The organism is Pseudomonas sp. RGB, from assembly GCF_007713445.1.
Lineage (GTDB): Bacteria > Pseudomonadota > Gammaproteobacteria > Pseudomonadales > Pseudomonadaceae > Aquipseudomonas.
Map to the genome: position 1 here is coordinate 59,107 of NZ_VMSH01000004.1, position 26,290 is coordinate 85,396.

Below are 26,290 nucleotides of genomic sequence, written 5' to 3' on the forward strand. Positions count from 1 at the left end.
TGTTCAGTCGTTTACCGTGTCTCCACGGTAGGGGTGGCGGCTGGTGGCGTACTTGAAGGACGCGACGAAGTGCTTTTCCAACAAGTACTGCCGGTCTGTGTACCAGCCCGCGTCCAGCAGTTGGCGGTGCACTTTTGGCAGTCGCCAGCACGGCACCGCGGGATAAAAGTGATGCTCCAGGTGAAAGTTCGCGCCGGCGTGCAGCCAGGTGCACAGCCGCGAGGTGCGCGAGCGCGCAGGCGGTGGTTCATCGCCTTCGCTGAACGCATGTTCCTGATGGGCATTGAAGGCCGACACCAGAAACGCCACCGCCAGGCTTCCGCAAAACCCCAGCAGCAACCCGTCGATCTGCCACAGCGCCACGGCGTACACGCACAACCAGCCCACTTGGCAGGCGATGTTGCAGCGCGCCAGCCGTTGCACCTGCGCCGCGCTCAAGGGCAGCGGCGAAGGGCTGCTCAGTGGGCCGAACGCCAGCCGCACGGTGGCGTGCAGGTAGTTCGAGGTTGCGAGCAAACGCGACAGCGCGATGCGGCTTGCCAGCGTGCGATAGCGCGAGAAGTGCCGATAGTCCGGGTCTTTTGCGCTGTTGCTGTAGCGATGATGTTGCCAATGGTCGACGAAGTAACCGGTCACGCAAAACCCCGGCAGCAGCGAACTGGTAAGAATGCCCAGGTAGCAGCTGTGCATCGGGTTACCGCTCAGGTTGAAGTGGAAGCCTTCATGCCCAAGGATCGCTTGCAGAAACAATCCGTACCCGGCCACCACCAGCAAGGGCGAACACAGCAGCACCCACACGGTGGGCGCCGTGTTTGCCACCCACACAAACAGGGCAAGGGGCAGCAGGTACAGGCACACCGCGTAAGCGATGATCAGCAGCGACTCGCCCGTGCGCGCCTTGAACAAGGCGCGGTCGAGACGGACCTGGGGCTTGGGGTGCAGTTGTCTGGCCATTGGCGAGGCGTTACTCGATCAGTTCAGGTTTGAGCGCCAGGTGCCCGCCGCGTGTGAGCGTGCGCAGGCGCATGGCGATAAAGGCGTCGACCACACTTGGCGCGATGCGCGCGGTGTACATGGCCAGCGTGCCCATGAAGGTCAGCCCGCGATTGCGCAAACCGTTTGTGCGGCAGGCGCGCACCAGGCCGTCAGAGGCTGCACCGAGTTTTTCTTCCAGAGACAGCAGGGTCTTGTCACCCCGCTTGAAGGTCACCAGGCGCTTGACCGACAGCCCCACCCGCTGGGCCGGCAAGTGAATCGCCGTGTCGATGAACCCCGGGTACACCGTGACCACATCCAGCTGCCCGCGATACTGCATGCGCAGCACGTCCGAATAGGCGCTCAACGCGCGTTTGCTGGCGGCGTACGCGGCCACATAAGGCGCATTCACCAGGGCGAACAGCGAGGATACGTTGACCACTTTGCCGCGTTTGCGCAGCAGCCCCGGCAAGAAGCCGGCCACCAACTGCCACGGTGCAAACAGGTTGACATCCACTGCGCGGATGACTTCGTCGGTGATGCCGGTTTCACCGCGTTCCAGGGTCAGCGTGCCGGCGTTATTGACCAGAATGTCGATGTCGCCGAAATCGGTGGAGATAGCGCCGATCACCGACGCCAGCGCGCGGCGGTCGCACAGGTCGACCTGATAAAACCCGTCCAGCAGTTCCGGCTCCTGCGGCGCCAGAATGTCCAGGCCAATCACCGTGGCGCCTTGTTGCTTGAGTTTGCGGGCGGCGGCTTGGCCCAGGCCACGCGCGCAGCCGCTGATGACGATGATTTTTCCGAGCAGGTTCATGGGTGCGCTCCGGCGATGCTGAAGGTTGAGTGGGACAAATAGGTGTCGAGGTTGCTCGCCATCGAGATCTTCGCCGGCGGGTGAAATTGCAGACCGCGGCAGGCCATCAACCCATTCGAACTCTGGTTGCTGGTGATAAATGCCATGCCGCCGAGCATCGCGTGGGCCTGGTCCGACAGCTCGGTCAGCAGCTGCTCGATGCCATAACGCACCAGCAGCAGACGGGCCAGCACGTTCGGCAGGTCCTGGGGGTTGCGCTCGATATCCAGCGCCGCGCCTTCCAGCGCGCTGATTGCCAATTGCAGGTTGGCCGCCAGGTCCACGCGGTGATGCGCGGTCCAGCGTCCTGCGTCGGTCACCGTCTCGATCAGGCCGGCGCAGGCACCCACGTAGGACGCGCAAATCAACAGTTCGAACCAGATGAAACCGACGGTTTGCACGTCGCCCAACAGGTGCTTGTAGCCGGCGGAAAACAGCATGCGTTCGGGCACCAGCACTTCATTGAGGCGTACCTCAATGCTTTCGGCAGCGGCCAGCGCGCTGTTCTGCCAGAACGGCGCGCGGCTGATGCCTGGCGCGTTGGCGGGAATCAACGCCACCATCAGCTCTTCGCCCTGTGGGGTCTGGCGGGTATAGCTGGCGGTGAGCAAGTCCATCGAGCGGCCGAGGCAGCAGGGCTTTTTGCTGCCACTGAGCAACACGCCCTCGGGGGTGTGCACGGCCTGCATGTTCGAGTCGAGGATGCCCGCGCCCGAGTTGCCCTCGGCAAACCCCGAGGACAGCAACAAACGGTTCTGTGCAACGGCCGCCAGCAACAGACCTTCGGCGCCGCCCCCGTTTTGGGTGAGCGCCAACAGGCTCGCCACCGAAAACTGGTGCATGGTGCTGGCCACCGCCAGCGAGGGCGAACGCGCGCCCAGGGCGATCTGCACATGCACGGCATCGAGGATGCCTGCACCCAGCCCACCGGCGGCGCGGTTGACCAGCAGCCCGACCGGACCGTGTTGCTTGAACAGGGCAATGACACTGCTCTCGGGGGCTTCGCGTTCGGCGACGGCGAGGGCGGCCAGGCGCGCGTCAAATTCCGGGGCGTAGCGGTCAAGCAAGGCGCGCGAGCGGTTTAACAATGACAGTGACATGGCTCAGGCCTTCAGGTAGCTCGCCGGAAACAGGCCGGTGATGATCGAGTGGATGTTTTCGCGAATGGCCTTCTGCGCGACGGGGTCGAGCATGTCGGCGAGCATCGGCAGGCCCAGGTCAAAGCGCGAGGTGAAGGTGATAATCGCGTCCTTGCCATCGGGCAGGACTTGCCAGGTGCCCGAGAAGTGATCGACATCGCCGGCCATTTGCTCAAAGTGAATCTCGCGGGTCTGGGCGTTGAACGTGTCGCGCTCCTGCCACTTGAGAATGCCGCTGTGGAAGTTGACCTCCCAGGAGGTGAACGACACGTCGTCGCTGACCTTGTTGATGGTGATATTGCGCACCGAGTCGCACAGCTCGACGTAGTGGCTGAAGTCGCTGATCACGGCGAAGACTTCATCAGCGCAGGCATGGGGGATATGTGCCTGGACATTGACTTCTTGCATGGGGTAACTCCAAAGATCAAAGGGGTGAGACAGAGGTGGTGAGCGCCTGGGCGAATCCCTCGATCAACCAGTTGCAGTCCTGGGCAGTGAGCAACGGCGACGGTGTAAGCCGCACGACACGGTGGTCATTGAGCGAGTGGCACACGATGATGTGCTGCTCGATCAGGGCCATGACCATATTCGCGGCGATCGAGGCGTCGCTGAACTCAAAGCCCAGCAGCAAGCCGGCACTGCGCAGCGTGACGCGCTCGGCCAGGCCCATGCGCTGCAACAGCGCGCTGAAACGTGCGTGCAGGTCCTGGCCCAGCAGCCGTGCCCGCGCCACCAGGTCTTCTTGCACCATCACCTGCAGCGTGGCCTGCACGGCCGCCATGGCCAGCGGGTTGGCGCCAAAGGTCGAGGTGTGCACCGTGGGGTTGCGGTTGAACGGCGCATAAATGGCCGCGCTGGCGACCATGGCGCTGACCGGCACGCAGCCGCCGGACAGGCTTTTGCCGACCAGCATGATGTCGGGCACCACCTGTTCCTGATCGCACGCCCACCAACGGCCGGTACGGCCCAGCCCGGACTGGATTTCGTCGATGATCAGCACGGCGCCGTACTGGTCACACAACTCGCGTACCCGCGTCAGGTAACCCGGTGGCGGCAGGATCACGCCGGCTTCGGCCTGGATCGGCTCGAGAATCACGCAGGCTTTTTCCGGCGAGGCGAGCAGTTGCTGTTCCAGCGCGGCGCTGTCGCCGAACGGCACGAATGCGCTTTCGCTGAGCAGGCCACTGAACGGTTCGCGGTAGCTTTCGCGGCCGGTAACGGCCAGCGCGCCGAGGGTCTTGCCGTGGAAACCGCCGAGCGTCGACAGCGTGCGACGGCAGCCGTTAAGCCGGGCGAGTTTCAGGCCGGCTTCGGTGGCTTCGGCGCCCGAATTGCAAAAGAACACATAGTCCAGGTTACCCGGGCAGCGCGCTGCCAGCGCTTGCGCGGCCAAGGCTTGTTGCGGGTTGAGCAGCAGCTTGCTGGCCAGCGCGTTTTGCTGCAGTTGGCGGGTCACGGCATCCACGACAACCGGATGGCCGTGGCCGAGGAAAAACACCCCGTAGCCGCCGGCATCCAGGTACTGGCGGCCTTGGCTGTCATAGATGTAGACGCCCTGGCTTGAGTGTTCGATCGGCAGGTTCATCAAGGACGCGAGGCGTGCGTAGCCCGAGTTCACATGCTGGCGAAAATACTGGTCAATCTGTTCGGCGTCGGCGGCGGGTTCCAGTTCTGTCAGGTGCGAGTTCATGCCACGGATGCCTCTGCGACAGGTGGAACCGGCTGTTTGAGCATCCGCGTCAAGGCGCCGAGCTTGGGGGCCAAGTGATTGAGTGACAGCAACAATTCGCGGCTGACGTCGCGTGCACCGAAGGCCGGCTCACCGAGCAACTCGGGCAACGAAGTGGGCAGCGGCGTGCGCAGGCAGGCATAGCGGCACAGCTGGTTGGCGCGGCCCAGTGCCGCCTGGACGGCACCGGTCAGTGCCGGCAGAAACACCGGGCGGATCAGGCGTTCATAGATGTCCGGCGCCATGCAACGAGGCCGTGTGAACGGTTGCGCCTGGGCTTGCATGGACTCGCACATCAGGTCCAGCAGGCCGGTGAGGTCCAGCGCCTGTGGGCCGCTGGTGAGGAAGTAGTCCGCGCCGATCAAGCGCCGGTGCAAGGCGTTGGCAATCGCCTGCGCCGCCACGTCGCGGGCAATCAGGTCGATGTAGCCGGCAGGCGGGCAGGGCACGATAGGCAGCACGCCGGACATCATCAGCCCCATGGTCATGTGAAAACCCTGGAAGTTGGGCATGTGCCCGGTGTCGGAATTGCCGATGATGATTGACGGGCGAAAAATCGACACGTCGATACCGGAAGAACGCACCAGCGTCTCGGCCTGGCGCTTGGCGACTTCGTACGGCGTCTCGGCCTGCACGCCTTCGTAGTAGTCACACGGGTGGGTGAAGGCGGTGCTGATGTGGTAGAGCGGCACCTTGGCTTGCTGCACAAAGCGCACGACGTTTTCGGTACCCAGGTAATTGACCGAAAAAATCTGGTCGATGTCGCCATCCATGCGGGTAACCGCTGCGGCGTGAATGACCCAGTCGACGCGCTGCAGCAGCGCTTCATAATCCTCGGCAGCCAGCCCCAGCCGGGGGCGGCAGATATCACCGCTGAGCACTTGCACCTGCGGGTGGCGGATGCGGCTTTTGCGCGCCAGGCAGACCAGGTTGAAGTCCTCTGCCAGGCAGTCGATCAGTGACTCGCCGAGTACGCCCGAGCCTCCTGTGAGAAGGACGGTTAATTTTTGCTGTTCTGACATGTAGGACGCTTCCTGCGGACTCATCGAAAGAATTAACGGTGCGTTCCGCCGAATCCCAGGCACACGTGCCCCTGGCGAACACTCTTGTATCCACTTTCGGTGGCGCTGACGTGCGTTGGGGGAAGGCAGTCAGCGCTTAACGTTTTCGCGAATAAGATGCGATCGATATTGGCCTTTTGATATCACCGCGTCTTGAACGAAACGCTTGTCTTGCGCAAAACCTTGGCCGCCGTGAGCGGGGTCATGCCGATCATGCGGCGCATCATGCGCGCCAGGTGCGCCTGGTCGGAGAACCCGCCATCGGCGGCGGCGTCCGACAAGCTGGCGCCGCCGGCCAGGGATTTGGAGGCGCGCTCAAGTTTGTTCCAGATGATCCATTGGGACAGGGAAACGCCCATCTGGTGCGTCGCCACACACCGCAGGCGCGGGCTGGACAGGCCGACCGCATTGGCGGCGCGGCTGACGGAACCGGGACCGTCGCGGTCCAGGCGCAGGATGTTCAAGGCTTTATAGAGGCGTTGGTCGATGGGCGGCGTAATCGCCAGCAAACGCGCGAGCGCGTCGACAAACTGGGGCAGGGAGGTGGTACGGCGAAAGCACTCCAGCAGTTCGTCACTGGCCAGGGCGATGCCATTGTCTTGCAGCAATGCGTTGAGTGCACGGCCCAGTGGTGTGTCCGGATTGACGTACACAAACGCCACCGGATGACTGTCGGCCACGGCGCGGTGTTCGACGTTGGGGCCGATGATCACTCCCGCCGCGCGGATCAACTGGCCGGGCAGTTCCAGGGTGACCGGTTGGTGCACGCCGATGCACAGCTGAATGGCGACATGGGAATGGGCAGAGTTCTGATCCGCGCGACCGATGTAACCGGCCCATGAATCGCCAAAAGTAACGCTGCCGTCCCACATGTAAGGTCTTCCTGACTCGAAGGGTGAGTTTTCCGTGTGCAGGGTAGGCCTGCACAGGTCTTGATTCAAGCACCGGGCGCGCAGTCAGCGTTGCAGCGCCGCCCGCATGCCGGCCAGTTTGATGCAGGTTTCGTCGTATTCGCAGGCAGGGTCGGAGTGCTCCACGATCCCGCACCCCGCAAACAGGCGAGCCTGGTTGCCCTTCAACAGGGCGCTGCGCAGGCCGACGATGAATTCGCCATTGCCATGCGCGTCCAGCCAACCCAGCGGCGCCGCGTACCAGCCACGATCAAAGCCCTCGAATTGGCGAATATGTTCCAGCGCCTGTTGGCGTTCGTGGCCGCCGACCGCGGGTGTCGGGTGCAGGAGCGCAACCATGTCCAGCAAACTGCGCTGCGGGTGCAGCGGCCCTTCAATCAGCGTGGCCAGGTGTTGCACGCGGCTGAGGCGCTTGATATGCGGCGCGGGCGGAACCTGCAACGGGGCCACCCACGGCGCGAGGTCGCGCTGGATGATCTGCACCACCACCGCGTGTTCGTGCTGGTTCTTTTCGCAGGCGAGCAGCGCGTGCGCCAGTTGCGCATCGTGCTCAGGGTTGGGGTCGCGGCGGGTGGTGCCCGCCAGCGCCAGGGTTTGCAGGTGGCCATTGTGCAGCTTGACCAGGCGCTCGGGAGACGCGCCGATGAAGCACGCCTGGTATCGGCGAAAGGCAAACAAATAAGCGCCGGGGTCATTGCTGGCGAGGGTCGCCAGGGTGCGGCCGGCATTGATAGGCCGGGAAAATTCACTGAGCACTTCTCGCGCCAGCACCACCTTTTGCAATGGGGTGTCGCGCAACACATCGAGGGCGTGGGCGATCTTACTTTCCCAGCACGCGCGCGGCAGGCACTGGTCACGGGTGTGGTGGGGCGCCGCCGTGGGGCGTGGGCCGGACACGTAGCGGTCCATCAGCGCGTTCCATTGATTCAACACGTGCTCGCAGCAGCGCTGCGCCACATCGTCGGCCGCCACCCGTTGTTGGCACAGCAGCCAGCAGGCATCGCCGTCGCGCACCAGCAACAGCGTCATCAACAGCAGCGAGGCATCGCCAAAGCCCTGCCACGCAGGGCTGGCCTTGACCTGATGATCAAACCGAAAGCCGCCGCACACCGTCGGCGCCAATGGGCCGTGGACCACGGCGCCTTCGAGCCAGTCCCGCCATTGCGCATCCACCGTGGCAAAACGTTGAGCACCGGCGCCGATGAGTTCAGCCGCCACGCCCCAGCCGAACAGACTTTTGTCATCTTCCGGCGCGCGCCAGAACAGGCACTCGGCGTGCGGCTCGTCGACACGTTCGAACAGCGCCAGCAGGTCCAGCGCGGTGATGTTCAGCGCGTAACTGGCCAGCACGGGTTTGCCGTGTTCGATAGCACGCTGGCGAGCGCATTCGAACACTTCGGTCAGGCCGGCGGCATGGCCCTCCAGCTGCGTAAAGGCGCTCATGCCGGTGTTCTCGTTGCGCGCCAATGCAGCACTTGCTGGCCGATGTACCAGTGGATGATCTGGGCGAACAGGGTTTCCATGAAGTGCGGGTCCAGCCCGGCTTGCTCGGCCCATTCGCGGCGTTGCGGGAGCATCTGGGCCACGCGTTCAGGCGCGGCAATGCTGCTTTCGCTCGGTTTGAAACGTGCAGCGGCTTTGACGTAAGCCATGCGTTGACGCATGAGTTCGATGATCTGGTGGTCCAGTGAATCGATGGCGTGACGGATGTCCGGCAGGCCATCACAGGCGTCGGGTGTTTTCATCAACAGGTTTCCTTCAGGGCGGGCGATAGGGTCAGCAGCGTCGCGGCGATAGCGTCGATGAGTGCCTGGCGTTGCTCGATCAGGTAAAAGTGGCCGCCGGGCCAGCGCTGCAGGTGCAGTGGCTGGTGACTGGCGGCTTGCCAGGCATGGGCTTCATCCCGCTCGATCTCCGGGTCTTGCTCGGGGTAGAACACCGTGATGCGGCTGTTGAGCGGCTGCGGTTGCGCGCAGGTATAGGTTTCAACCACGCGGTAGTCACCGCGCAGGCCCGGCAGGAACAGTTCGCACAGGGCCGGGTCGTCCAGCAATGGGTTGGGCCGCTCGGACAAGCGCCGCACGTCGTCGAGCAACGCCGCATCCGGCCCCCGGTGCAGGTGCCCGCCGCGCTGGCGGTGTGGCGCCGGATGGGCGGACACGAACAGGTGGTCGACAGCGATTGCGCGTTGCTCCAGGCGTGCGGCCACTTCATACGCCACCACCGCACCCAGGCTGTGACCGAACAACGCCAGTGGCCGGTCGGCGTAACCCTGCAAGGCATGGGCGGCGCCGTCGGCCAGGCGCTGCATGTCAGTCAGGCACGGCTCGCTGAAACGGTCTTCACGGCCCGGGTACTGGATGGCCAACAGGTCGATGTCGGCGGGCAGGGCGTTGACCCAGTCACGAAAGAAACTCGCACTGCCCCCGGCATGCGCAAAACACACCAGGCGCCAGCGCGGCATGGGTGTCAGGCGGTAGGCGCGGACCCAGCGGCTCACGACGCGGCGCTCTGCAACCAGGCCTGACGCAGGCGTTCGCGCAGGTCCTTGCGGCTGACTTTGCCCACGCCGGTGTGCGGGAACTGCGCGATAAATTCGATGCGGTCCGGCACCTTGAACGCGGCCAGGCCTTGGCCACGCAAGTGCTGCTTGAGCGCAAACGCCGACGGTGCCGGGTCGCGGGCGACGATAAACGCACAGGTGGATTCGCCCAGCACCGCATCCGGCATCGCCACCAGCGCAGCGTCGTGCACCTGCGGATGACTGATCAGCAGGTTTTCGACTTCTTCGGCGGCGACCTTTTCGCCGCCACGGTTGATCTGGTCCTTGTCGCGACCTTCAACCACCAGGTAACCCTCGGCGGTGCGCCGGACCCGATCACCGCTGCAATAAAAACCGTCGGCGGTAAACGCCTTGGCATTGTGCTCGGGCAGGCGGTAATAGCCACGAATGGTGTATGGCCCGCGCACCTGCAGCTCGCCGACCTCGCCGTCGGGCACCGCTTGGCCGTGTTCATCGACAATGCGAATTTCATCATCGGCGCTCAGCGGGCGGCCCTGGGTATGCAGCAGGTGATCGGGGTGATCATCCAGGCGGGTAAAACACAGCAAGCCCTCGGCCATGCCCAGCACTTGTTGCAAGGTGCAGTCCAGGGTCGGCGTGACGCGGGCCGCTGCGCTGCCGAGCAGCTTTGCGCCGCCGACTTGCAGCAGGCGCAGGCTCGACAGGTCGGCCTGGCGCTGGGCCTGGGCGTCCAGCCATAACATCGCCAGCGGCGGCACCAGCGCGGTGACGGTGACGCGTTGCTCGCTGATCAGCGCGAAGCAGCTTTCAGGGTCGCAGCGGCGCGTGCACACCACGCGCCCACCGGCCAGCAGGGTGCCGATGACGCCCGGGCAACACAGCGTGAAGTTGTGCGCCATGGGCAGCGCGGTGAGGTACACCGTGCGCGCGTCCAGGCCGCACACCTCGCTGCTGGCGCGCACGTTATAGAGGTATTCGGCGTGGCGGCGCGGGATCAGCTTGGGCGTGCCGGTGGTGCCGCCCGAGAGCTGGAAACACGCCACGGCGTCAGGGTGACCGGCGTCCTGCTCCAGCGGCTCGTGGTGATACAGCGTACTCAAGGCGATGAATGCCTGCGCGTCCCCGTCGATCACCACGTGGCGCAGATGCATGCTCTGGGCGGCCAACTGACGCGCCATTTCACGGCAGTCGAAGCCGTCCAGTTCGGCGCAGCCGATGTAGGCCGTGGCCAGGGCAAACCTGCAAAAACCGCCGATCTCGTGCTGACGATGGGCGGGCAGGGCGAGGATCGGCCGGGCGCCGAGGCGGAACAGCGCAAAGCACACTTCGATAAACGCGCTGCCGTTGGGCAAGTGCACCACCACGTTATCGCCTGCCGCCACCCCCAGCGCACGCAATCCGCCGGCCAGGCGCCGGCAACGGTCCGCCAGGCTGCGGTAGTTCAGATGCAACGGGCCATCGGTGATGGCAATCGCCGATGGGGTGCGTGCGGCCACCGTCTCCAGTGCCTGGGCGAAGGTCTGGTCTTGCCAGTAACCGGCCTGCCGGTAGCGTTCGGCGAACGCGGCGGGCCAGTCTGGCGCATCGTCAACGGTGTCTGAATCGCGTGCGCAGGTGTGCAATGACATGGAATCCCCTATTTGTAGAAATAATTGGCTACAAATGTCCAAATGAGATCTATTATCATTGTCTTTCGCCGGCAGCTTCTCAACGCCAAGGCTTTCGGACCTGTGACTTTTTCATTAGATGAAATACACAGCGGCTTTAAACAGGGAGGTTTACGGTTTAAAAGCCTCCTCCTCACTCAGGTCAGGCCCCGCGTAATGGCCTTAAAGGATCAAGGGAAAACCCAATGACTATTACGATCATCGCTCCCAGCCACCAAGAGACGCAGGCCGAACCCAAGGGCAACCAACCCGGCACGGTCTACCTGGAACCGCACATGACGTTGGTCACCGGCACGCTGTGGTCACAGAGCGAAAACTGGGTGGAAGACCCGTTGGAGCGCGGCCTCAAATTGATCCTGGTGCAGAGCGGTGAGTTGTCGTGCCGCATTCCCGGGCACAGCGAGCAATCGATCAAGGGGCCCAGCCTGTGCACCATCGTCAATGACGGCGAGTTCACCTCGTCGCAGATCTACGGCACCTCCACGCCGCTGCGCTACACCATCGTGCAACTGGACCTGGAATCCCTCGACCGCCACCTCGGCATGGCCCCGCGCAAGCTGTTGACCAGTGGCGGCGGCGACCCGTACATGATGGTGCGCCCGGCGCCCCGCGCGATGCAGGCGCTTGCCACACAGATTGCGACGTGCCCGATGCAGGGGCCGAGCCGTTCGTTGTACCTGGGTGGCAAAGCGCTGGAGCTGACTGCCCTGAGCGCGCAATTTTTGCTCGGTGAGCGGGGTCAGCCGGAACAAAAGCTGCGCATTACCTCCTCGGACGTGGAGCGTGTCCACGCCGCACGCGATCGCCTGGTGCGCTCGCTGCTGGAGCCGCCGAGCCTGAACGCCCTGGCCAGCCATGTGGGCATGAGCCCGCGCAAACTCACCGCGGGCTTTCGCAAGGTGTTTGGCACCAGTGTGTTCGGCTATCTGCACGAGCATCGCCTCAGCGAAGCGCACCGCATGCTCAGCGACGAAGAAAGCAACGTCTCCACCGTCGCTTACGGCGTGGGGTTCAGCCCGGCGCATTTCTCGATTGCCTTTCGTAAACGCTACGGCGTATCACCCAGCGAGATCCGCTGAGCGTGGGTCGGTGTCTCTGAATCGAATGAAAAGGCCCGTGCATCTAAAGCCCTGAGCGCTTTCTGAAAACCTGCTTGCGATAGAGTTCCAATTGAGAATGGCTTCCATCTTGGTGAGCCAGGGACTTTATCCAGACGGGTCACAGGAAGCTTTTCATGAGCGAGCTGACAACAGCAGACACCCCCTCACTGCGCACATGGCTGATCGAACACCTCGCCCAGTTGCTGGGCGCCACCACGGCAGACATCCACAACCTGGGCGATGAGGAAAACCTCCTCGGCTGCGGGCTCGATTCCATCCGCCTGATGTACCTGCAGGAACGTTTGCGCAGTCACGGCTTGCACATCGACTTTGCCCAACTCAGCGCACAACCCTGCCTGGCGGCGTGGCTGGAATTGTTGCAGGGCCAGGTGCCGCACCACCGGGTAACCGATGCTGCGCCGTTGGCAGCGCCGGATGACAGCTTTGAACTGAGCGCCGTGCAACAGGCGTACTGGCTGGGGCGCGGGCCGGCCGAGGTGCTGGGCAATATCAGTTGCCACGCGTGGCTGGAGTTCGATTGCCAGGGCATTGATCCGCAGCGCCTGGAAGCGGCGGTCAAGTGTGTGCAGGCGCGGCACCCGATGTTGCGGGCAAGTTTCAATGACGGTCGGCAGCGGATTCTGGCGGCGCCAGCGTTGCCGGTGTTCGATCACCAACCCTGGCGCGACCATGCGCCAGCCGCCGCACACCAGGCCTGGCAGGCGCTGCGTGATTGGCGCTCGCATGAGTGCCTGGCGGTGGAGGCGGGGCAGGTGATGCTGGTCGGCCTGGTGCAGTTGCCGGACGGCCGTGACCGCGTATGGCTGAGTGTCGACCTGTTGGCCGTGGACGTGGAAAGCCTGCGCTTGTTGATGGCGCAGCTGGGTGAGGCCTACCAGGCACCGGCCGCGCTGGCGCCGCCGCCCACACTGCACTTTGCCGATTACCTGAGCCGGCGCCGCCAGCGGCGCGCCGACGCGTATGAGCGTGACCGCGAACACTGGTGCCAGCGCCTGGCACAGTTGCCCGATGGCCCGGCATTGCCATTGGCCCGTACGCCAGAGTCGATCCGCGCACCACGCTTCAGCCGTCAGGCGTTTGTGCTCAGCCCGGCCGAAGCCGAACGTCTGCAACGCCAGGCGACCGCCCACGGCCTGACCTTGCCCAGCGTCTTCGCCACGGCCTTCAATGCGGTCTTGGCGCGCTGGAGCGAACAGCCGAATTTTTTGCTCAACGTGCCGTTGTTCGATCGCCACGATGACCAGCACGCTGTCGACCAGGTGATTGCCGACTTCACCACCTTGCTGCTGGTGGCCTGCGAAGACGCGCCGCAGTTAGCGTTTGCCGAAGGCGCCCGGCGTTTCCAGCGCGACCTGCACGCCACCATCGACCACGCAGCGTTTCCCGCGTTGGAAGTGCTGCGTGAGGCCCGTCGCCAAGGGCACCCCCGTTCGGCGCCGGTGGTGTTTTCCTGCAACCTGAGTGATTCGAGCTTTGTACCGCAGAGTTTTCGCGAGCTGTTCGGCGACCTGCACGACATGCTCTCGCAAACCCCACAGGTGTGGTTGGACCACCAGCTGTATCGGGTCGAAGACGGTGTGCTGCTGGCCTGGGACAGCCTCACCGAGCTGTTCCCCGACGGCGTGCTGGCGGCCATGTTCACCGCCTACATCGAACTGGTGCAGCGCCTCGCCGACAGCGACTGGAATCAGCCGCAGCCGGTGCTGTTGCCGCTGGCACAACAGGCGCGGCGCGACCGGCAGAACAGCCTGCCGCCGCTGGCCCAGGGGCGTGGCTTGCTTGATGACTTTTTCCGCCAAAGCGCCGCACAACCCGACGCGGTGGCGCTGATCTGTGGTGCGCAACGCTGGACGTATCAAGAGCTGGCCGAGCACGCCCTGCGCGTGGCCGCCGGTTTGCTCGACGCGGGCATGCGCCAGGGCGAAGCCGTTGAAGTGTGCCTGCCGCGCGGACCTCGGCAGATTGCCGCCGTGTTCGGCGTGCTGGCGGCCGGCGGTTGCTACGTGCCGGTGGACACCGCGCAACCGCCCGCACGGCGTAGCCTGATCGAGTCGGCGGCGGGGATTACCCGCGTGATTGCCGATCAACCGCCCGCGGGCAGTTCATTGCAGTGGCTTGACCCGGCTCGGCTGGCGCAATGCGCGCCCTTGGCCACCGCGAAAAAGACCGCGCCACAGGCCAGCGCGTACGTGATCTACACCTCCGGTTCCACCGGCATTCCCAAGGGGGTTGAAGTCAGCCACGCGGCGGCGCTGAATACGATTGACGCGGTGCAGGCCGAGTTGCGCGTCACGCCGCACGACTGCCTGCTGGCCGTGTCGGCGCTGGATTTCGATCTCTCGGTCTATGACCTGTTTGGCGTGCTGGGGCAGGGCGCGCGCCTGGTGTTACTGCCGCCTGAGGAAACCCGCGATGCCATGCGCTGGGCGCACCTGATCAGCGAGCACCGCGTAAGCCTGTGGAACTCGGCCCCGGCATTGCTGGAGATGGCCTTGAGCATCGGCACGCAACACTGTCACTACCAGAGCCTGCGGGCGGTCTTGCTGTCAGGCGACTGGATCGCCCTGGACCTTGCCGCACGCCTGCGCCGCCACGCCACACCGCAGTGCCGGGTGTACGGCCTGGGCGGCGCGACCGAGGCGGGTATCTGGTCGAACCTGCAACGCATCGATGACGTGCCCGAGCATTGGCCGTCGATCCCTTATGGCAAGCCGTTGGCCGGCCAGACCTACCGCGTAGTGGACGGCGCCGGGCGTGATGTGCCGGACCAGGTGATCGGGCAACTGCTGATTGGCGGCGCAAGCCTGGCCCGTGGTTATCGCAATGACCCGGTGCTCACCGCCCAGCGCTTTCGCAGTGATGCGCGCGGGCGCTGGTATTACACCGGCGATCGCGGGCGCTTCTGGAGCGACGGTACGATTGAGTTTCTTGGGCGCATGGACCAGCAGGTCAAAGTGCGCGGGCAGCGTATCGAGTTGGGCGAGATCGAAGCCGCGCTCACGGCGCATCCGCTGATCGACAGTGCCTGTGCCGCCGTGGTGCACGGCAGCCTTGGCGCGGCGGTGGTGATCAACGCCGGCTGTGTGCCGGTTCAAGCGCTGCCCGCGCAGTCGATGCTGGATGACAGCCTGGCAGCCGAACACCGCGTCACGGCTGAATTGCTGCAACGCCTGCTGCAAGACCCGCCGCCCAGTGCGCTGCTCGACACCTGGCGCGCGTGGCTCGCTGGCTACGTCGAGTCCATCAGCCTGAGCGATGCAGTGGCGCAGCTGGGTTGGCGCGAAGCCGACCTGCACCGCATGGTCGGCGCATTGCAGGTGCTGTTGCGCAGTGAAGACGGCGCCGCGCAGGTGCTGTTCGACCCGCTGCTGGCGCCTCAGGCCATGGCGTTGAACCTGCCAGCCGGTCGTCAGGTGCTGGACGCCATGAGCCGGGCCCTCCAGCAGCACGCCACACCGCTGAAGGTGGCGGTACTGGATGTGCGCGGTGGGCAATTGCTGGACCAATGGCTGAACCACGCACGCTCACGCGACCTGCAACTGACCGTGTTCGACACCAGCGCCGGCCTGCTGGCGGCCGCTGCCGGCCAGCGCCAGCGCCAGCGCGTGGCGAGCCAGCAGGTGGTGGACGGCGTATTGCCTGCTGAGCACTGGTCGCAGTACGACGTGGTGATCAGCTTCGCGGCGCTGCACAGCTACGCCCAGCCGGCCGATGGCTTGAACCTGGCGCAGGCATTGCTCAAACCGCACGGCCAGCTGCTATTGGCAGACCTGCTGCGCGACTCGCCATTGCGGCTGGTCAGTGCGGCATTGTTGGATACGCGTGAGCCGGTATTGCCGGACGCTCAAGCGCTGACGCAATGGCTCGGCCAGAGCGGCTTCAGCCATTTGGAATGCCTGTGGCAAAACCCCGCGATGGTGCTGGTGAGTGCGCAGGCAGCAGGCGAGGGTTTGACCTGCGAAAGCCTCAACCACTGGCTGCAACAGCGTTTGCCCCAGGCGATGCGCCCGGAACACCTGTGGTGCGTGCCGCGTTTTGCCCTGAATGCCAACGGCAAAATCGACCGTACGCGCCTGCAGGCCAACCTCGGCGACGCGTGGCAACGCCGCCAGCCTGCCCACCACGAAGACGCCGCATTGAGCACCGACCTGTTGCCACTGGCGGCCTGTTGGGAAGCCATCCTGGGGCGGCCGGTGCACAGCGCCCACGCGAGTTTTTTCAGCCTTGGCGGCGACAGCCTGCTGGCAACTCGCTTGCTGGCCAGCGTGCGTGAACAGGTGGGCGTGAGCCTGCGCATGGGCGACTTCTACCTGCAACCGACCCTGGCCGGCATGGCCGCGCTGCTGCTGCGCAGTGACGACGTGGCCATCGAGGAGGGCGTGTTATGAGCCTGGATGATTTGCTGCACCTCTGCTGTGAGCGTCAGATCGAACTCTGGGCCACTGCAGGCAAGCTGCATTTTCGCGCCCCCGAAGGCGCGCTGGACCCAGCCTTGGCCGAGCGTATTCGCGCCCAGCGTGAGGCCTTGATGGTGCATCTCTCGCCGCAGGACTGGCAGGCGCAGCCGGAACAGGCGCTGCAACCGTTCGCCCTGAGCGCGGTGCAGGGCGCCTACGTACTGGGGCGCAACCCGGCGTTCGACTACGGCGGCAATGCGTGCCACTTGTACGTCGAATACCCATGGCCGGCGAATGTCGATACCGAACAACTGACCCAGGCCTGGAACGCGCTGGTGCAACGTCACCCGATGCTGCGCGCGGTGGTGCAAGACAACAGCCGTCAATGCGTGCAGGCCCAGGTGGCGTGGCAACGATTACCGGCGCATGACCTGCGCCAGGCCAGCCCAGAGGCCTTCGAAGCGCACCTGCAAGCGCTGCGTGCACGCCTGGACCATGCCTGCCACGCGCTTGATCAATGGCCGATCCTGCTGCCCGAAGTGAGCCTGGGTCGCGAGCAGGCGATTGTGCATTGTTCGGTGGATTTCACCTTGCTTGATTACGCCAGCCTGCAACTGTTGCTGGTGGAATGGACCCAGCGTTACCTTGAACCGACGCGCCATTGGCCGGTGCTGGAGGCGACGTTTCGCGACTATTTGCAGCACGAACAACACGCGCGCACCCGCGCCGCCTGGCACGCCGACAAAGCCTGGTGGCTGGCACGCCTGGACAGCCTGCCCGGCCGCCCGGACCTGCCGTTGAGCGAGCACGCGGGCCTGGGCTCGACGCGCTTTATTCACCACCACGGCGTGCTCAGCACCGAACAATGGAACACCCTGTGTTCCCTCGCCAGCGCCCAGGGCCTGAGTGCCGCGGGCGTGACCCTGGCCGCATTTGCCGAAGTGATCGGCCGCTGGAGCCAAAGCCCGGACTTTTGCCTGAACCTCACGGTGCTCAACCGCCCGAACCTGCACCCGCAACTGGACCAGGTGATTGGTGATTTCACCGCCCTGAGCCTGCTCGCCGTGCACGGCGCCGACGGCGCGAGTTTCGTGCAGCGCGCGCGGCGTATCGGTGCGCAGCTGTTTGATGACCTCGACCACAGCCGCTTCACCGGCGTTGACGTATTGCGCGAGCTGGCGCGGGTGCAGGGGCGTGGCGCCGACCTGATGCCGGTGGTGTTCACCAGTGGCATCGGCAGCGTCGAACGCTTGCTCGGCGATGCCGGGCGACTGTTGCAGCCGCCCAGCTACATGATCAGCCAGACCCCGCAGGTGTGGATCGACTGCCAGGTCAGCGACCAGTACGGCGGGTTGCAGATTGGCTGGGACGTGCGCGTCGGTGTGCTGCCGGACGGCATGGCCGCACAGATGTTCGAGGCCTATGTCGACCTGCTGCAACGTCTGGCCGCGGACCCACAGTTGTGGCAGGCGCGTGGCGACATCGTGTTGCCCGCGCAAGCGGCAACCCCGCAGATCGAGGCCAGCGCCCCGGCCCGCAACATCGCCGCCGGCTTCGCTCAACAGGCCGTGCGCACACCCGATGCCACGGTGATCAGCGATCGCGACGGCCGCTACAGCTATCGCCAGGTGGCCCAACACGCTGCGGCCGTGCGCGCGGCCCTGGAAGCGCTCGGGGTCGAGCGCGGTGCGCGGGTGGCGGTGATGCTGCCCAAAAGTGCCTGGCAACTGATGGCGGTCATGGGCATTACCCAGATGGGCGCGGCCTATGTGCCGGTGGACATTCGCCAGCCCGCCCTGCGCCGTGAAGCGATCCTGCGCGACGCTGGCATTGACGCCGTGATCACCCTGCACGCACAGGCATTGCCGGACACGCTTGAGCTGCCGCGCATTGCCATCGACAGCCTCCGGCCCGACCCGCGTTGGCCAACCCGCGAGCCGGTAGGGGTGGCGGCCGAGGCGTTGGCCTACATCATCTACACCTCTGGCTCCACGGGCACGCCCAAGGGCGTGATGCTCAGCCACGGCGCGGTGGTCAACACCCTCGACGATATCAACCAACGCTACGCGGTGAACGCTGACGACTGCGTGCTGGGCCTGGCCGAGTTGAGTTTCGACCTGTCGGTGTACGACTTTTTCGGCGCCACGGCCGTCGGTGCGCACGTGGTCCTGCCTGATCCGGAACGCGGCGCCGACCCTTCGCACTGGGCGCAATTGATGCAGGAGCACGGCATCACCCTGTGGAACTCGGTGCCGGCGCAAGGGCAGATGCTGGTGGATTACCTGGAGACCGAGCCGGCAACAATTCCCGGGCCGCGGTGTGTCATGTGGTCAGGGGACTGGATTCCCACCACGTTGCCCACCCGTTGGTGGCAGCGCTGGCCCGACAGCCAACTGTTCAGCCTGGGCGGCGCCACCGAAGCGGCGATCTGGTCGGTGGAGCATCGCATTCGCCCGGCGGACACCGCCTTGCCAAGCATTCCTTACGGGCGCGCCCTGAAACACCAGACCCTGGAAGTGCTCGACACCCTCGGCCGTCAATGCCCGGTGGGCGTGCGCGGCGAGATCCATATCGGCGGCCTTGGCCTGGCCCTGGGCTACGCCGAAGACCCGCAACGCAGCGCCGAACGTTTTATCACGCATGCCAGCGGGCGCCGCCTGTATCGCACCGGCGACCAGGGGCGCTACCTCAATGGCGATGGCCTGATCGAGTTTCTTGGCCGCCAGGACGATCAGGTGAAGATTCGCGGCCACCGCATCGAGCTGGCTGAAATCGACGCGGGCTGGCTGGCCCACCCGCAGATTGCCGCGAGTACCACGGTGTTGCTGGGCGAGCGTCACGAGCGCTCGTTGTGCAGTTTCGTCACCCTGCACACCGGCGCGCCGGCGCCACAGCTGCGCGATGAGCTGCACGAGGTCCTGCGCCCGGCGCGCCACACCCTTGAGCAAGCCGATTTCGGCCCGCGTGCCGACATCGAGGCGGCATTGCTCGCGCTGGACCGCGCGGCGGACGCTTCGCTGCTGCACTGGCTGGCGGGCAGCGGTTTGCTGCTGCCAGGCCAGCACCTGGCATTTGCGTCGCTGTGCCAGGCGTTGAAGCTTCAACCCGGCCAGCATCGCCTGTTGCGACATTGGCTGACGCTGCTGGTCGAGAGCGGCTATCTGCAAACCGACGGTGATGGCTGGCGCTGTCAGGTCGCTGTTTTCGATCAAGCGCAGGCGTGGGCGCAGTTCGCCCGGCTGGCACCGGCCGCTCTGTGGCCGGCAGCCCTGGTGGATTACCTGCGCGGCAGCGCGACCCGCCTGGCCGAGCAACTTGACGGGCGCCTGAGCCCGGCCAGCCTGATGTTTCCGCAGGGTTCGGCGCACATTGCCGAGGCCATGTACAGCCGCGGTCAACACGCCCAGGTACTGCACCGGGCGATGGCCGAGGCGGTGAGCGCGATTGTCGCGCGTCAGGGCCAGCGGCGCTGGCGCATCCTCGAAGTGGGCGCCGGCACCGGTGCGGCGAGTGCGCTGATTATTCCGGCGCTGGCACCGTGGGTGGCGGCCGGGGTGCAGATCGACTACGTGTTTTCCGACGTGTCGAGCTACTTCCTCAACGCGGCCCGCGAGCGTTTTGCTGCGTATCCGTGGGTGCGTTTCATGCCGTTCGACATGAACAAACCCGCCTGTGAACAAGGGTTGCCGGCCGGGTCCCTGGACCTGCTGCTCAGTTCCGGTGCATTGAACAATGCCCTCGACACACCGCGCCTGTTGGCCGGTTTACGCCAACTGCTGCAGGCCGATGCATGGCTGGTGATTCAGGAACTGACGCGTGAACACCGCGAAATCAGCGTCAGCCAAAGCCTGATGATGGAGACGCCCGAGGATGTGCGCGCGACCAATGGGCAACTGTTTGTGCACACCGCCCAGTGGCTGGCGTGGCTGAACAGCGAGGCCGGCGATCAGGCTGAGTCGCTGGCGCCCGCCGACAGCGTGTTGAAGCTGTTGGGCTACGACGTGCTGGTCGCCCGCGTGAAAACCGACCGCCCATTGCTCAGTGCAGACACCTTGCTGGCATTTATCGCCGAGCGAGTGCCGCGTTACATGGTGCCGGCGCAGGTGCGGGTGCTCGACCGGTTGCCGGTCACGGCCAATGGCAAGATCGACCGCCGCGCCCTCATCACCCAGGCCGAGCAACGGCAACTGCAGCCGGTGCAGCGCGCGAAGGTCGATGTCGCCGATGAACTGGTGCAGCGCTTGATCACGCACTGGGAGCGGGTGCTTGATTGCAGTGGTCTGTCTCCGGATCAGGATTTCTTTGCGGCCGGCGGCGACTCGCTGCTCATCGCGCAGTTGATCGCGGGGCTGCGCGAACAGGAACCGCTGGCGCAGGCGCAACCCTTCGACCGTTTGTTGCGGTGGGCGCTGAGCCAGCCGACCCCGCAAGGCCTGGCCCAGCGTTTGCGCAGTGAATCGAGCAGTGAAGCGCCGACGGCGACGACGGCGGCGCCAGTGCCGGATACGCGCCGGGCGCCGCTGGGTGGGCGCCTGCGTGTGGACGCGTTGACGGAGTTGGTCGGCGGCGAAGGCACCGCACGTGTGCTGGTGCATGAAGGGCTCGGCACCTTGTTGCCGTACCGCGCGTTGATCGCTGAACTGGCCGGTAGCGGCCCGTTGCTGGGGCTGGCGGTGCACGACAGCGACGACTATCTGCGCCTGCCTGCCGAGCATGTCAACGCGACCTTGGGCAAGCGCTACGCCCAGGCGCTGTGGGACAGCGGCCGGCGCAGCTTCGATCTGCTCGGTTACTGCTCCGGCGGGCTGGTGACCCTGGAGCTGGCCAAGGCTTTGCTGCAACTGGGCGCTGAGGTGCGCCAAGTGGACATTGTGTCCAGCTACCGCATTCCGTATCTGGTCGACGATGAAGTGCTGATGCTCTTCAGCTTCGCCGCCACCCTCGAGCTGGACGGTGCGGCGCTCGGCTTGCCGTCTGCCGAACAACTGCAAGCCCCGGCGGGGCTGAACCTGGATGTGGGCTTGCTCAAGGCCCGCGTGCTCGCGGCGGCGCAAGGCATGGCCGATGAGCAGCTGTATCGCGTGTTTGTGCATTCCGTTCACGCCAGTCACTACAGCGACGGCGCGCCGTATGTGGGCGCCATCCGCCTGTTTGTGCCCAGTGTTGCCAACCCGATGATCCCCGATCATCACGCCAGTTTGCAGGCCTGGTGGCAGGCGGCGTCGCTCGCACCGTTGACGGTACACACGCTGCGCGGCAATCACTTTGAATGCCTGAACGCCGGGCTGAGTCGTTATTTGCTGGAGGAACATCCATGACGTTCGCATTGAAAACCCTGGTGGTGGGCTCGCGCTTCGGCCAGTTCTATGCGGCTGGGGTTGCCGCCGCCGAGCACTTGGAGCTGGTCGGCGTGTTGGGGCAGGGCAGTCGTCGTTCCCAAGCGCTGGCGCGGTATCTGGAAGTGCCGAGTTTCGACGCCCTTGAGCAAGTGCCGACCGACACGCACTTGGCGTGCGTCGCGGTGGGCGGTGCAGCGCGGGGAGAGCAGGGCCCGGCCGTGGCACAAGCGCTGATGGAGCGCGGCATGCATGTGTTGATCGAGCATCCGCTGTTGCCCCAGGAACTGCACGAGGTGCTGCGCACGGCGAACCGCCTGCAACGGCGCTGCCTGCTCAACAGTTTTTACCCGCAGCTGCCGTGCGTGGCGCGCTTTATCGAACTGGCGCGGCAGCTGCATCGCCAGCAGGGCATTCGGCATATCGAGGCCAGCTGCGCAGTGCAAGTCAGCTACGCGACGCTGGACGTGTTGGCGGCGCTGCTGGAGTCGGTGGGGCCATGGTCCGTGGACTGTGTGGCGCCGGCACTCTCGGCCTGGCGCGATATCAGCCTGGTGATGGCGCAGGTGCCGGTGTCGCTGCGCGTGCTCAACGAACTGGCCGCCAATGATGACGGGCGCATGCAGATGTTGCTGCGCCTGAGCATCGCCACCGACAGCGGCACGCTGTTACTGGCGTCGCCCCACGGGCCGCTGCTGTGGATGCCCGCCGTGCGCGCGCCGCAGGAGGACGCCGAGGGTGTGTTTGAGCTGTTCGGCCCGCTGGCCGGCCAGCCGTTACCCTGCGCCGAAGTGCTGGAGGCCGCTGCGCCGGATTGGGCGCAGGTTTACCGCAGCATCTGGCCAGCCGCCGCGGCCAGCGCGCTGCAACCTTTGATCACCGGTGTTGGCCTGGCGCGTCTGCAACAGCGCAGCCTGGAAGTGGTCGGGCTGTGGCAGCAGGTGACGGCAGCTATCGGTTTTCCCCAGCCGCCGGCGCAGACGTTGCCCGCGGCCAACCTGGCCCAGGCGCTGGAGTGCATTCGATGAGCCCTCTGCGCGAAATCTTGCGTCCGTTTCGTGGGCGCTTATACCTGGCGGTCGCGTTGCAGGCGGTCGCCGGGATCTGCTCGCTGCTGCCGCTGATCGCGCTGGCGCACTTGGCCGACAGCCTGCGCCAGGCGCCGCCGCTGGCGGCGTCGGCAATGGCCTGGGTGGTGCTGGCGGTGCTGGCATCGGCCGTGTGGTTGTGTGGCCAGACCCTGGCGCTGCACCTGACTCATCAGGTGGATGCCGACCTCTGCGACCGCCTGCGCGTGCGCCTCGCCGAGCATCTGCAGCGGCTGCCGCTGGGCTGGTTCGCACGGCTGGGGCCCGAGGGCGTGACCCGTTATGCCGAGCAGGATGTGCGCGCGCTGCACCAGTTGGTCGGGCATGCGCCGACCGACCTGGTCAACCTGTTGCTGATCCCCCTGGCGACCTTCGGGTATCTGCTGTGGAGCAACAGCGCTCTGGCGCTCTGGTGCTTGCTGCCGCTGGCGTTGGGGGCGCTGGGTTATTGGCGCCTCGGCTCGGCGCACTACCGCGAAGCGGTGGCGCAGCGAAACGGCGCGATCCAGCGCCTGTTCAGCGACTACGGCCAGTTTGCAAGCAACCTCGGTCTGGTCCGGCAATTTCCGGATGCGGGTATTCATCGCCGTGTGCAGGAGGCGGTGCAGCAGTTTGATCAGCGTTTCAGCCACTGGGTAAGCCGTGCAGGACACTTGGCGGCGTTGATCCAGGTGCTGCTGAGCGCGCCGTGGCTGTTGGCCTGGGTGGTGCTTGGCGCGTTGTTGATCGGGGTGGCGGATGTGGCAGCTGCGCAAGTCTGCGGCTTTTTATTGTTGGTGCGTGCGATGGCGGCGCCGGTGCTGGCGATGGGGCACGGTTTTGATGCACTGAACTCGGCAGGCGAAAGTGCTCGGCGTTTGCAGGCCGTTTTGACCACGCCACCGCTGGCCGAGCCCGACGCGCCGCAATCGCCCAGGGATGCCAGCGTGGAGATGCTTGAGGTGAATTTCTCCCACGGTGACGTGCCGGTCCTCAACTCGATTACGTTGCGCCTGGAACCCGGCACCACGACCGCGCTGGTCGGGCCGTCGGGTGCGGGCAAAAGCACCCTGGCCGGGTTGATCGCACGCTTTATGGACGTGGACAGCGGGCAAGTCCGCGTGGGCGGGGTGGATGTTCGGCAGATCGCCAGTCGTGCGCTGCAACAGCACCTGGCGCTGGTGTTCCAGCAGGCGGGTGCGTTGCGCCTGTCGCTGGCGCAGAACATCGCGTTGTATCAACCCGACGCCAGTCACGCGCAGGTTCGCCGCGCTGCCAAGGCCGCTTGCCTGGACGCCTGGATCATGGGGTTGCCCAAGGGCTACGCCAGCGTAGTGGACGAAGACGTGCGCTTGTCCGGTGGCGAGTTACAGCGTCTGGCGATCGCGCGGGCGCTGCTGTCGCCTGCGCCGATCATGTTGCTGGATGAACCCACGTCCGCCACCGACCCGCACACCGAGCGCGCACTGCGCGCCGCCCTGCACAACGACGCGGCCGGGCGTACGCGGCTGATCATCGCCCATCGCCTGGAAACAATCCGCCATGCCGAGCAGATTCTGGTGCTCAGTGACGGGCGCATCGTGCAACGCGGGCGCCATGCGGACCTGTTGGCCATGGACGGCCTCTACCGACAGCTCTGGAACGAGCAAACCTCGAACGCCGATCAACTGGAGCCCGTGTCATGAGTGTTGTTTCGCTGTTGCGTCATTTGCCCGACCTCGCCCGGCGCGCGCTGCGCGGCGCCTTGGTGTGGATACTGCTGGCCGCCGTCCTCGATGGCTTGGCGGGCTTGGCGCTGGTGCCGTTGATACTGGCCTGGTTCGAGCACCAGAACTTGCAGTCGAGCGTGCTGGTGCTGCTGGGGTTGACGCTGCTGCAGGCGGGCGTCAGTTACGTCGCGCAGCGCCGTGGTTATCTGGCCGGTGCCGGGTTGGCTGCGGGCCTGGTCTGGCAGTTGGTGCAACACTTGCCGCGACTGCCGCTGACCCGTCGAGGCCAACTGGAAGGGCTGGTGAGCGGGCCGGTGTTCAACAGCATGGGCATTCCCGCGCACCTGCTGGCACCGTTGGTCACCGCGCTGGTCACGCCAACGGTGGTGGTGCTGGGACTGTTCTTCATCGAGCCGCGTCTGGCGCTGGTGTTGGCGCTGGCGTACCTGCCGCTGTTCGGCCTTTTACGTTGGGCCGGGCGGCGCAGCCTGGATCTTGAGCAACAGCGTCAGGCCGTGGATCGCCACGCCGCGCGACTGCTGCAGGCGTTCGCGCAGCAACAGGCGTTGATCCGCAGTGCCGGCGACGCCAGCCTGGGCCAACGGGCCCTGCGCGAGGCGCTGCATGAGCAGCACCAGGCGACGCGCAAGCTCAATCGCCGTGGGTTGCCCGCCGGCCTCGGGTTTGCCGCTGCGGTGCAGATGGTGTTTGCGCTGGTGCTGGCAGGCGGCGTGCTGGCGGTGGCCGCGGGGCATTTATCCGGCGCGCTGCTGGTGGCGGTGCTGGTGCTGCTGGTGCGCTTTATCGAGCCGCTGTCGCAATTGGCGTATCTGGACCAGGCGCTGCGCATGGCCTGGCAGGCACTCTCGCAAGTCTTGGCGGTGTTGGCGGCGCCGACGTTGCACAGCCCGCAACCCGGTGAGCAACCGCAGGATGCGAGCCTGGAAGGGCAGCGCCTGAACAGCTTCGGCGAAGCGGGCGAGCACCTGCTCAAGGACCTCGATGTGCATTGCGCGGCGGGCACGTTCACGGCAATCGTCGGGGCCTCGGGGGCGGGCAAAAGCACCTTGCTGGCCTTGCTGGGCCGCGGCATGGACCCGCAGACCGGGCAAGTGCGCCTCGGCCAGGTGGACATCCGCCAGATAAGCGAACACACCCTGGCCCAGCACATGACCCAGGTGTTCCAAGACAGCGGCCTGTTCGCCGGCAGCCTGCTGTGGAACGTGAGCATGGCGCGGCCGCACGCCACGCCCGCGCAATTGCAGCAAGCCGCCCGGGACGCTGCACTGGACGACGTCCTCAGCCGCCTGCCGGAGGGTTGGCACAGTGAAGTGGGGCCGGGCGGCGCATTGCTGTCCGGCGGCCAACGGCAACGGGTTGGCCTGGCGCGTGCGTTGCTGTCACAGGCGCCGGTCTTGCTGCTGGATGAACCCACCGCCAGCCTCGATGCGCGCAGCGAGGCACGGGTCAATCGCAGCCTGCAGGCGCTGCACGGTAGGCGCACCTTAGTGTTGGTGTCGCACAACCCGACGCTGGTGCGCGATGCCGACCAGATCCTGGTGCTGGAAGGCGGCAGTGTCAGCGGCTGCGGCAGCCATGAGCATTTGCTGGCCACACACCCGTGGTATGCGCAGTTCGTTGAGCAGCACCGAGGTGAATGAGTGCCGGGCAGCCATTGAAAAAGTCCCTAAATCGAAAAGTCGGCCCGCTCGTTTAAACGATACTAATGCGAATTATTATCGAATGGGGCGCAGCAATGTCACACCGGGGAGCAACAAAGGTCGGGCGGGGCTTCAAG

The 26,290-nt window shown here is 65.4% G+C and carries 17 protein-coding genes; 6 read left to right on the forward strand and 11 right to left on the reverse strand.

From position 1 onward, the window contains the following. Nucleotides 1-3: 3 nt before the first annotated feature. From FPT15_RS10065 to FPT15_RS10115, 11 genes are all read right to left on the reverse strand, one after another. Nucleotides 4-954 carry a fatty acid desaturase gene (locus FPT15_RS10065; protein WP_145160493.1) on the reverse strand — a complete coding sequence of 317 codons (951 nt, stop codon included), beginning with the start codon at nucleotides 952-954 and terminating at the stop codon, nucleotides 4-6. Between the two features lie 10 nt (nucleotides 955-964). Beyond that, the gene (locus FPT15_RS10070) at nucleotides 965-1,792 is read right to left on the reverse strand and encodes an SDR family oxidoreductase (RefSeq protein WP_145160495.1); all 828 of its coding nucleotides are present in this window, start codon (nucleotides 1,790-1,792) and stop codon (nucleotides 965-967) included. Then, a complete protein-coding gene (locus tag FPT15_RS10075) occupies nucleotides 1,789-2,931 on the reverse strand; it encodes an acyl-CoA dehydrogenase family protein (RefSeq protein WP_145160497.1) in 1,143 nt (380 codons plus the stop codon). Before FPT15_RS10075 ends, FPT15_RS10070 begins: the two co-directional genes overlap by 4 nt. A 3-nt stretch (nucleotides 2,932-2,934) precedes the next feature. Then, nucleotides 2,935-3,378, reverse strand: coding sequence for a type II toxin-antitoxin system RatA family toxin (locus tag FPT15_RS10080; protein WP_145160499.1), 444 nt, complete (start codon nucleotides 3,376-3,378; stop codon nucleotides 2,935-2,937). 16 nt (nucleotides 3,379-3,394) lie between these two features. Beyond that, nucleotides 3,395-4,660 carry an aspartate aminotransferase family protein gene (locus FPT15_RS10085; protein ID WP_145160501.1) on the reverse strand — a complete coding sequence of 422 codons (1,266 nt, stop codon included), beginning with the start codon at nucleotides 4,658-4,660 and terminating at the stop codon, nucleotides 3,395-3,397. Then, on the reverse strand, nucleotides 4,657-5,721 hold the full coding sequence (locus FPT15_RS10090; protein WP_145160503.1) for an SDR family oxidoreductase: 1,065 nt from the start codon (nucleotides 5,719-5,721) through the stop codon (nucleotides 4,657-4,659). Before FPT15_RS10090 ends, FPT15_RS10085 begins: the two co-directional genes overlap by 4 nt. A gap of 182 nt (nucleotides 5,722-5,903) precedes the next feature. Further along, nucleotides 5,904-6,632, reverse strand: coding sequence for an AraC family transcriptional regulator (locus FPT15_RS10095; RefSeq protein WP_145160505.1), 729 nt, complete (start codon nucleotides 6,630-6,632; stop codon nucleotides 5,904-5,906). An 84-nt stretch (nucleotides 6,633-6,716) separates the two neighbouring features. Beyond that, on the reverse strand, nucleotides 6,717-8,114 hold the full coding sequence (locus FPT15_RS10100; RefSeq protein WP_178119679.1) for an isochorismate synthase: 1,398 nt from the start codon (nucleotides 8,112-8,114) through the stop codon (nucleotides 6,717-6,719). Next, nucleotides 8,111-8,416, reverse strand: a complete 306-nt coding sequence (locus FPT15_RS10105) for an isochorismate lyase (protein WP_145160509.1) — start codon at nucleotides 8,414-8,416, stop codon at nucleotides 8,111-8,113. The genes FPT15_RS10100 and FPT15_RS10105 overlap by 4 nt, the downstream gene beginning before the upstream one ends. Beyond that, entirely contained in the window at nucleotides 8,416-9,171 is a 756-nt protein-coding gene (locus FPT15_RS10110; protein ID WP_306098876.1) for a thioesterase II family protein, read from the reverse strand. The genes FPT15_RS10105 and FPT15_RS10110 overlap by 1 nt, the downstream gene beginning before the upstream one ends. Continuing rightward, the gene (locus FPT15_RS10115; RefSeq protein WP_145160511.1) at nucleotides 9,168-10,823 is read right to left on the reverse strand and encodes a (2,3-dihydroxybenzoyl)adenylate synthase; all 1,656 of its coding nucleotides are present in this window, start codon (nucleotides 10,821-10,823) and stop codon (nucleotides 9,168-9,170) included. Before FPT15_RS10115 ends, FPT15_RS10110 begins: the two co-directional genes overlap by 4 nt. A 224-nt stretch (nucleotides 10,824-11,047) precedes the next feature. Here FPT15_RS10115 and FPT15_RS10120 point away from each other — a divergent pair, with 224 nt between their 5' ends. The 6 genes from FPT15_RS10120 (at nucleotide 11,048) to FPT15_RS10145 (ending at nucleotide 26,153) form a co-directional block, all read left to right on the forward strand. Further along, nucleotides 11,048-11,941, forward strand: coding sequence for a helix-turn-helix transcriptional regulator (locus FPT15_RS10120; protein WP_145160513.1), 894 nt, complete (start codon nucleotides 11,048-11,050; stop codon nucleotides 11,939-11,941). A 155-nt stretch (nucleotides 11,942-12,096) separates the two neighbouring features. After that, nucleotides 12,097-16,371 carry a non-ribosomal peptide synthetase gene (locus FPT15_RS10125; RefSeq protein ID WP_145160515.1) on the forward strand — a complete coding sequence of 1,425 codons (4,275 nt, stop codon included), beginning with the start codon at nucleotides 12,097-12,099 and terminating at the stop codon, nucleotides 16,369-16,371. Next, nucleotides 16,368-21,698 (forward strand): non-ribosomal peptide synthetase, encoded by a 5,331-nt coding sequence (locus tag FPT15_RS10130; protein WP_145160517.1) that lies wholly within the window; start codon nucleotides 16,368-16,370, stop codon nucleotides 21,696-21,698. Before FPT15_RS10125 ends, FPT15_RS10130 begins: the two co-directional genes overlap by 4 nt. Continuing rightward, nucleotides 21,695-22,744, forward strand: coding sequence for a Gfo/Idh/MocA family oxidoreductase (locus FPT15_RS10135; protein WP_145160519.1), 1,050 nt, complete (start codon nucleotides 21,695-21,697; stop codon nucleotides 22,742-22,744). The genes FPT15_RS10130 and FPT15_RS10135 overlap by 4 nt, the downstream gene beginning before the upstream one ends. After that, complete coding sequence (locus FPT15_RS10140) at nucleotides 22,741-24,468, forward strand: ABC transporter ATP-binding protein (protein WP_145160520.1); 1,728 nt, start codon at nucleotides 22,741-22,743, stop codon at nucleotides 24,466-24,468. Before FPT15_RS10135 ends, FPT15_RS10140 begins: the two co-directional genes overlap by 4 nt. Next, the gene (locus tag FPT15_RS10145; RefSeq protein WP_145160522.1) at nucleotides 24,465-26,153 is read left to right on the forward strand and encodes an ABC transporter ATP-binding protein; all 1,689 of its coding nucleotides are present in this window, start codon (nucleotides 24,465-24,467) and stop codon (nucleotides 26,151-26,153) included. The genes FPT15_RS10140 and FPT15_RS10145 overlap by 4 nt, the downstream gene beginning before the upstream one ends. The last annotated feature ends 137 nt before the right edge of the window (nucleotides 26,154-26,290 follow it).

Excerpts from the sequence above, each read along its gene's own strand:
- FPT15_RS10125 (WP_145160515.1), top strand. The coding sequence starts at position 12,097 with ATGAGCGAGCTGACAACAGCAGACACCCCCTCACTGCGCACATGGCTG.
- FPT15_RS10090 (WP_145160503.1), bottom strand. The coding sequence starts at position 5,721 with ATGTCAGAACAGCAAAAATTAACCGTCCTTCTCACAGGAGGCTCGGGC.
- FPT15_RS10080 (WP_145160499.1), bottom strand. The coding sequence starts at position 3,378 with ATGCAAGAAGTCAATGTCCAGGCACATATCCCCCATGCCTGCGCTGAT.
- FPT15_RS10145 (WP_145160522.1), top strand. The coding sequence starts at position 24,465 with ATGAGTGTTGTTTCGCTGTTGCGTCATTTGCCCGACCTCGCCCGGCGC.
- FPT15_RS10075 (WP_145160497.1), bottom strand. The coding sequence starts at position 2,931 with ATGTCACTGTCATTGTTAAACCGCTCGCGCGCCTTGCTTGACCGCTAC.
- FPT15_RS10135 (WP_145160519.1), top strand. The coding sequence starts at position 21,695 with ATGACGTTCGCATTGAAAACCCTGGTGGTGGGCTCGCGCTTCGGCCAG.
- FPT15_RS10095 (WP_145160505.1), bottom strand. The coding sequence starts at position 6,632 with ATGTGGGACGGCAGCGTTACTTTTGGCGATTCATGGGCCGGTTACATC.
- FPT15_RS10100 (WP_178119679.1), bottom strand. The coding sequence starts at position 8,114 with ATGAGCGCCTTTACGCAGCTGGAGGGCCATGCCGCCGGCCTGACCGAA.
- FPT15_RS10065 (WP_145160493.1), bottom strand. The coding sequence starts at position 954 with ATGGCCAGACAACTGCACCCCAAGCCCCAGGTCCGTCTCGACCGCGCC.
- FPT15_RS10130 (WP_145160517.1), top strand. The coding sequence starts at position 16,368 with ATGAGCCTGGATGATTTGCTGCACCTCTGCTGTGAGCGTCAGATCGAA.
- FPT15_RS10115 (WP_145160511.1), bottom strand. The coding sequence starts at position 10,823 with ATGTCATTGCACACCTGCGCACGCGATTCAGACACCGTTGACGATGCG.
- FPT15_RS10070 (WP_145160495.1), bottom strand. The coding sequence starts at position 1,792 with ATGAACCTGCTCGGAAAAATCATCGTCATCAGCGGCTGCGCGCGTGGC.
- FPT15_RS10105 (WP_145160509.1), bottom strand. The coding sequence starts at position 8,416 with ATGAAAACACCCGACGCCTGTGATGGCCTGCCGGACATCCGTCACGCC.
- FPT15_RS10085 (WP_145160501.1), bottom strand. The coding sequence starts at position 4,660 with ATGAACTCGCACCTGACAGAACTGGAACCCGCCGCCGACGCCGAACAG.
- FPT15_RS10140 (WP_145160520.1), top strand. The coding sequence starts at position 22,741 with ATGAGCCCTCTGCGCGAAATCTTGCGTCCGTTTCGTGGGCGCTTATAC.
- FPT15_RS10120 (WP_145160513.1), top strand. The coding sequence starts at position 11,048 with ATGACTATTACGATCATCGCTCCCAGCCACCAAGAGACGCAGGCCGAA.